Raw genomic sequence first — 7,682 nt, forward strand, 5'->3', positions numbered from 1 at the left:
TTTTGTGCAATTTACTAAAGTATCAGCGGACCAGGGTAACGGTTCCTTTTTTCATGATCTCTTTCCCGTTGAAGTCGGTGCCCTGCAATATCCAGATGTAAGTGTCTACCGGGGCGGGCGCTCCTTTGAAAGTGCCGTCCCACCCGGTGCGGAAGTCGGTGGAAGAATAAATTTCCGTTCCCCACCGGTTGAAGATCCGGAAAAATTTGTAGGTGGTGATACCAACGGGGATAAACCGGAAGTGATCGTTCAGTCCATCCCCGTTGGGAGAAAACGCATTAGGGACATACATTTCAGGCCCTGTGTAATATTTTATGTGCACGGAGTCGAACCCGAAACAGCCCTGCTGGTTGGATACGCGCAATGCAAAAGAGATATCCCTGTTATAGTTCAGCACCGGCTGCGCAATGTTGGGGTTGCTAAGTCCGTCTGAAGGCGACCACGAATAAAAATCACCACCGCTGCCCTGCATCACCATCTGCTGCCCCCTGGCAAGAATAGTGTCGTTGCCGGCATAGGGATTCACTTCATAGATCCGTATATTTTTGCTGACGGTTTTTACACATTGCTTATCTGTTAACAGGGTCAGCGAAATCGTATATACGTCTCCTTTAGGGAATACGTATCTCATGGCGCGTTCTGCGCCTGGTGTCACTATGCTGTCAAGCATACCCAGGTCCCAGATATGACTGGTAATATTTCCATACACATAAGAGGAGGTATCATTGAACAGGATGGGATCGCCCCTGCAATAACCGCTGCTGGTAAAACCTGCTGTTAAGCCCGGGTAATTAAATACTTTGCCTTCACTGCTATCGGTACAGGCCAGCCCGGGGTTTACCACCATTTTTACTTTGTAAACACCGGTGTCGGGGTATTGATGATAAAACATTGTTTTTGCATCGGTGAGGGTATCGGTGCCATCACCAAAGGTCCAGTAATAGGTAGATGTATAACCGGCAACACTGGAATTGGTAATAGGAACATGTAAAGAAGGGTCTTCTGTACAGTTATTCAGCACAGATGGAAAAATGGCGGTGATTTTTGTCTGGCAGTTGAATACAGTGAGCAGTATATCCTTGCTGTGGGTGCCCAGGAATTGTTTGGTAACCGGGTCGTATTCATTTACGCATACGGTTACCACATACTTTCCCGGCCGGTCCGGTGTACAGGTGATCAGTCCTTTGGAGGAAATGGAAATACCGGGGCTGCCCCCCATGGGGTTGCTGCCCGAATAAGGAGGTATATAACTCACTGTAGTGTTATAAGGAGGCGGTGTAGTGGAATTGCTTTCATTGGCACTGGAGCCGTCGGTTAATGCGCTGCAAAGCTGGTAGGTCAGACTGTCGCCATCTTCATCATAAGCTGCATAATCCAGTTGAAACGGCATGGCATTGCAGATCACAATGGCCGTATCCCGGTCGAAGTATGCGCTGTTATTATCAGGCCTTGATTCTATACCGGGAATCACGGTGTAATACGTGGAGCCTTCGTGCTCGGAATCATAAATGTTACTTAGCTTTTCGCCCCGGCAGCAACGCTGGGAGGAAACATAATAGCCACCGGCAATTGGCGGCAACTCAATAGTGGCGGTATAAAAAGCTACTTCAAGGTGTTGTGCCTGCGGAGCAAGGCAAGGATTTTTCAGGGTATCTATCAGTGGACGGGTAAAGGAAATGTAGAGATAAACAGATGATAAAACTTTGGCGCCGTTGGAACTAAACACGTTGGCAGTAACCGGGTTCTCAAATCTGTCAATACAACCCTGGCGTTCGCCACAGGTAAAATCTGCGTCGCGGTACAACTTGAGAGTGATGAGATAACGGTAGCGGGAGTTATCTTCAGTCATTCCTAATGTTTTATAAAAAATTTCGCCACCAATGATATGATATCCAGCCGCAAAAACAGGGAACAAACAGCAGCTCAATATCATTAAAACTGCTCTCTTCATGATGGGGGATACTACTCTCTGAATTTAACAAAAAAAGAGCATATCCGGTTCAATTGCGCCAACTTTATCTTACAAGTGTGACGGTCCCTTTACGTTGAACGGTATTATTGTTAATATCTTTTCCCTGAACTACCCAAACGTAGGTACCCACTGCAGCAATACTGCCGTTAACGGTACCATCCCATCCCTTCAGATAAGCCGTACTTGAAAACATCAGCTTACCCCAGCGGTCATACACACGGAAGAATTCCATCTGCACAATACCTACCGGCAACGGGCGGAATATATCATTTAAACCATCTCCATTGGGAGAGAAAGCATTAGGGATATATATATCAGGCCCTTTTATAAAGCGAACAAAAATATTATCTGTTCCGGAGCAGCCCTCCTGCGTATAGGCGGTAACGGTATATGTAATATCACGGTTATACGTAGTTACCGGGTTATAAATATTGCGGCTGTTTAATCCATCCGGCGGGCTCCAGGTATACCGTACGCCACCGGTAGCGTTCAACTGGAACGGCGTGTTCAGCATAATAATGGTATCGTTGCCGGCAAACGCATTTACTTTGGGCACTACTTTTACCAGCGCAGTGGCAGTAACCGGTTTGGGGCATCCCAGTGTATCCGTTACAGTTACTGTGAATAGCGTGGTGTCCGGCGGATGCGCCAGCGTAACGGCCGATGAGGCTTTATCTACATAAAAGGCAGGCGACCATTTGTAGTAAGCGCCACCGGTAGCGCGCAGCGTAAGCGGAACGCCAAAGCAAACGGTGGTATCCGGAGCGGCAGTGGCCCTGGGCGGATCCACTACTTTAAGTGTAACGGTATCGGCAGAACGGCATTTTCCCAGTGTTACCTGCACTTCATAACTTTGTTTGGGCGGAGTGGGCGTTACATAGGCATCTGCCAGTGTTGATATCACCTGGTTGCGATCCAGATCTGTCCACCGGAAGGTATATGTCCCGTCAGTAACAGCCGGTAAATGTACTTCATCACTGGTACATACGGTACTATCGGAAATAGTTTTTACACGGATAGTATCTCTTACATCAACCTTTATATCCTTAAAATTGGTACAACCCTGTGCATCTGTAAATGTTACCTTATATTCCGATGATCTGGGAGGGAATACAATGGCATTGGGGGTAGTGGGATTCAGGATGAAATAATTATCCGGCGTCCATGCATAGGTGCCGGGAAGTGTGCTGGTAGCCCACATCTGCAGGCTGTCTTTCGCACAAAGCAATGTATCGTTGGTAGCGGTGAACGGCGGTTTATCGTAGATCACCAGTGGCTTTGTGATGGTTTGCTCACAGCCTTTTACATTTCTTGCCAGCAGCTTCACATTATAAGTGCCTGGCGTTTTGTAGGTATATTGAGGATTGGCCAGGTTCGACGTATCGCCGTTACCAAAATCCCATTTGTAATATTCAATGGCGCCGGCATCAGATTGGGTGGCGGTGGAGTTGAACCGGGTTTCTTTATTTATACAGGCGCCGGTGCTGGTAAATGCAGGCTTGAATACCGGGTACGCATATACGGTGGCCAGGGCGCTGTCGCCGCAATTGCTGGCCTTATCCACATACAGCTTTACAGTATAGGTGCCTTGCCTTGCATAAGTATGCTGAATAGGATCTGCACTGTTTGTATCAAGGAAGGTGCCATCTCCAAAGTCCCAGTGGTAGGGCTTCCCAAGCGTACTGTTGTTGGTGAAGGTGATGGTTAAGCTGCTGCAATCCGCATATTTTTCAGGCATGGAAGCAGTGGCCAGTTTCACGCAGGAGGTGATGTTGATGTGAAAGTCTTTCCGCAATGTACCTATCTTTTGCCCTTTGCGGTATTCGTTTACGCAGACCGTTACCACGTATTTGCCGGCTGCGGGGGCTATGCCGGAAATAATACCGGTTTTTGGATCTATAGTAACGGTAGATCCCAGCGGGCTGCTGCCGCTGAAAGGCGATACATAACTGGCGAAACTGTAAGGTGGCGCTTCTGCTGCAGGAGGAATATCTCCTTCACTGGTTTTCCCGCCTTTATACGCATCGCAGAACTCATAACTGAGCGAATCTGCATCAGGGTCTGTAGCAGAAAAATCATAGGTGAATTTCTTATCGGCGCAAACAAGCGTCGCTTCTTCTTTATTAAAAACCGGGCTTGAATTATTGGTAGCGCCGGAGTTGCTGCCGGGTATATCTGCATAATAGGTGGCGCCGGTGCCAAGGTCGCCGGGGCGCCCGCCGGGTATAGGTTCTGCTACTATGTTCTCCATATAGGGATCGCGGCAGCAGCTCTGGAAAGCAATGGTATAACCGGAGGTATTCACCGGGATGGAAATAGTAGTAGTGTAAGTGCCTATCTGGTAACAGATGACTGGTGGGTTAACGATACACGGATCAATTTTGGCAAGGGTTTTTACTTCAAAATCGGTACGTGTAATCTGGTACCTGCCTATTGTCCGGTAATCGCCCCTGTCGAAAGAGGAAAGGATAACAGCGCTGGGCATTTTGGCAATACGTTCCCCATCGCCGCAAATGCGGTATAATTTCAGTGTGATGGAATATTGAAGCATATTCCCGCTCTGCCCGAGATACTTATAGTAAACCTGTCCGCCTATGATATGGCTGGCCTGCGCCACCAGGGCGCACACCATGCATAGCAGGATGACAAGAAGTTTTTTCAAAACATGTGTTTTTTTAGATTATAGTTGACAAAACGCTATAAACTGTTCCAATATCACATTGCTCTCTTCCGCTATTTCCCACATACCCATGTGGCCTACATTTTCAAAAATATGTATACTGCCTGTTGCCGGTAAAGTTATCTGTGGCAGCACGTTATCCAGCGGCACTGCATTATCATCTTTACCGATCATAAATAATACCGGCACCTGGAGGGTTTTCAATACCCCGGTTCTGTCAGGCCTTTGCGCCATGGCTTCATAATATGCTACCAGGGCTGGAAGCTGGCATTCCATGCCCAGTTTTACATAGGCATCTACCAATTCATTGTGTTTGCTTTTCGTAGCAGGACTGAACATATTGGGCAATGTTTGCCGTAAAAATGTTTCTGCCCCGTATTGCTCCATCATACGGATGGATTTGCGCCTGCCTTCCTTTTTCTCTTCACTGTCTGCTTTGGCGGTAGAATGAAAGAGGCCCAGTCCTTTCAGCAGTGTTGGGTATTTCTCTGCCAGTGCCAGTGCAATGTAGCCGCCCATAGAGTGACCAATAACAACTGCTTCACTGATATTTTCTGCTAACAGGATGGCATATACGTACTCCGCCATGGATTCAATGGTAAGCGGAGTGGTAAGGGGTGATAACGCGGTGCCGGGTAAATCAGGGATAATAATCCGGTAATGCTCTTTTAGCTGTTTAGCCTGGTGGTCCCAAAGCGTTGCATTTTCTGAAAAACCGTGTATAAGCACTATTGTTGCACCCTTGCCTTCGTCGAGCCAGGTGATGTTTCCGTTATTGATTGATTTCCGCATGTTTTAAGCCGGGAATAAATCGTGAAATAAAAGCATGTACCACTAACAAGATACAAAATATTAGTGCTGCTTTCGAAACCAGATCACCATTTTTTACATAGAACGTAATACCTGCCTCTGGTGTTACAGTTGCTTTAAAAACAGCTTCTTTCCAATAGGGTTGCGGCTGATGCACATTCCCTGCCGGGTCTATTACGGCAGAAATACCGGTATTGGCGCACCGGGCTATCCAGCGGCGGGTTTCGATGGCCCGTATACGCGCATATTGTAAATGCTGCCGGTGCCCTTCGGTATTTCCCCACCATCCGTCGTTGGTTATAATGACTAATAAATTAGCGCCCGGTTTAATATGGGTGGCCATATAGTTGCTGAATACAGATTCGTAGCAGATCACGGGAAACACGTTGATGCTGTCTTGCGGATTGGTAAACATTTCTACACCAGGCATCCTGCCGTAACTGCCGGTAATACCGCCAAAGTCCAGCGCCACGCTTTGCATAAACGACAAATAGCCTACATAGGGTACCAGCTCGGCGCCTGGCACCAGCTCATACTTATGATATACCTGGATGTTGCGGGAAGTATCTACCTGGATCGCGCTGTTATAGGCGTCCCAGCGGGTGCCGTCGTTCATGGTCCTGGCAGTAGCGGGTATTTCATCGGTGGCGTTGTATCGTTTCGTGGTAGCTGCCCCGCTGATGAGTTTTGCCTTCGGGTATTTTTGCAGCATTTCGCGGATGGCGATGATCTCCGGCTGGTAATTCAGCTCATGTTCCCAGGCGCCTGTTGGAAATAGGGCTGTTTCCGGCCATATGATATAACGGGTATTGCTGTCTGCTTTTTCTTTTGTGAGATGTAAAAGTTTTCCAAGCTGTTCCATCGCCGATCCTGCGCTGAACTTTTCATCATAGGGATCTATGTTCGGCTGCACAATTACCACCTCCGTTTTCTTTGCAGCATTATCTGCCGGGGCAGCTGTAAAAGCTGATATGAGCAAGGGAAAGCCTATTACCAGCAGCGGTTTCCAGCTTTCCCCCAGCAGGAGCTGCTTCCACGTAAAATCGTATAGGCGCGCCCGTTTCCATACATTGTAAATCACAATATTTGCCAGCAATACCCAAAAGGTGCCGCCGCTGGTACCGGTGTATTCATACCACTGGATCCATCCCGGCCTCAATGCAAAAGCATGGCCCAGCACCAGCCATGGCCAGCTGAATTCCCAGGTTTGATGAATATATTCAAACGTTAACCAATATACGATCAGCGCAAAATAAGCCACCGCTTCCGGTAGTTTCCGCTTGGTGTTTTTGTATCCCAGCCAGGGAATGCTCATCAGCAATGCGTTGAAGCAATTGGCAAACACGCCGCTCAGCGGAAGGGTGGTATTGCCCACCCACCAGGTAGACGCCACATTCCAAACCAGGAAAGCCAGGAAAAGAAGACCAAAATATTTCCAGCGGTGCTGCACTTTATCGCTGATATACAACAAGGGCGTAAAAGCAATGAAAATGAGCGGGGTAAACGGCATGGTAGGCCAGGCGAGCCAGCAGATCAAACCACTCAGTATACTTAACAACAGGTAAGGCTTCTTCATGTAGGAATTGCGGATTATGAATGACGAAGATAAGCGCGGAATCACTGAAAACAAAAACGCCCGGTACTTGGTACCAGGCGTTTGTATCTGACATGTTGCTTATCTGCTGTAGTTGGGTGCTTCCTTCGTGATCACCACATCGTGCGGGTGATTTTCCTTTACGGTAGCTGCAGTAATTTTTACAAACTGCGCACCTTGTAAAGCCTTGATATCTTTGGAGCCGGTAAGACCCATACCAGCCCGTAAACCACCTACAAACTGCTGCACTATTTCAGACAGCATGCCTTTGTAAGGAACACGGCCTACGATGCCTTCCGGTACCAGTTTCTTGATATCATCTTCATCCTGGAAGTAACGGTCTTTACTGCCTTCCTGCATGGCCTCAATAGAACCCATGCCACGGTAGGATTTGAATTTACGTCCTTCGTAAATGATGGTTTCCCCGGGGCTTTCTTCCACACCTGCAAAAATAGATCCTGCCATGATGGTAGAAGCGCCTGCTGCAAGGGCTTTCACCATATCGCCGGTATAACGGATACCACCATCTGCAATTACCGGGATGCCCAGTTTCTTCAACGCATCAGCGGCTTCCATTACAGCGGAAAGTTGCGGGAACCCTGCACCTGTAACGATACGGGTGGTAC

At 48.0% G+C, this 7,682-nt stretch carries 5 protein-coding genes; all 5 read right to left on the bottom strand.

The window, feature by feature from the left end; translation table 11 throughout:
* Nucleotides 1-22 precede the first annotated feature (22 nt).
* On the bottom strand, nt 23-1,849 hold the full coding sequence (locus tag VIM72_RS29905; RefSeq protein ID WP_332006467.1) for a gliding motility-associated C-terminal domain-containing protein: 1,827 nt from the start codon (nt 1,847-1,849) through the stop codon (nt 23-25).
* A gap of 166 nt (nt 1,850-2,015) precedes the next feature.
* Nucleotides 2,016-4,634 carry a PKD domain-containing protein gene (locus VIM72_RS29910; RefSeq protein ID WP_332006468.1) on the bottom strand — a complete coding sequence of 873 codons (2,619 nt, stop codon included), beginning with the start codon at nt 4,632-4,634 and terminating at the stop codon, nt 2,016-2,018.
* An 18-nt stretch (nt 4,635-4,652) separates the two neighbouring features.
* A complete protein-coding gene (locus VIM72_RS29915; RefSeq protein ID WP_332006469.1) occupies nt 4,653-5,444 on the bottom strand; it encodes an alpha/beta hydrolase in 792 nt (263 codons plus the stop codon).
* On the bottom strand, nt 5,425-7,038 hold the full coding sequence (gene lnt / locus VIM72_RS29920) for an apolipoprotein N-acyltransferase (protein ID WP_332006470.1): 1,614 nt from the start codon (nt 7,036-7,038) through the stop codon (nt 5,425-5,427). The genes VIM72_RS29915 and lnt overlap by 20 nt, the downstream gene beginning before the upstream one ends.
* A 99-nt stretch (nt 7,039-7,137) precedes the next feature.
* On the bottom strand, nt 7,138-7,682 hold a 545-nt coding region (locus VIM72_RS29925; RefSeq protein ID WP_332006471.1), incomplete at its 5' end, for an IMP dehydrogenase.

The organism is Chitinophaga sp., from assembly GCF_036569185.1.
In the GTDB taxonomy this organism is placed as follows: Bacteria; Bacteroidota; Bacteroidia; order Chitinophagales; family Chitinophagaceae; genus Chitinophaga.

Excerpts from the sequence above, each read along its gene's own strand:
- VIM72_RS29905 (WP_332006467.1), bottom strand. The coding sequence starts at position 1,849 with ATGACTGAAGATAACTCCCGCTACCGTTATCTCATCACTCTCAAGTTG.
- VIM72_RS29915 (WP_332006469.1), bottom strand. The coding sequence starts at position 5,444 with ATGCGGAAATCAATCAATAACGGAAACATCACCTGGCTCGACGAAGGC.
- lnt (WP_332006470.1), bottom strand. The coding sequence starts at position 7,038 with ATGAAGAAGCCTTACCTGTTGTTAAGTATACTGAGTGGTTTGATCTGC.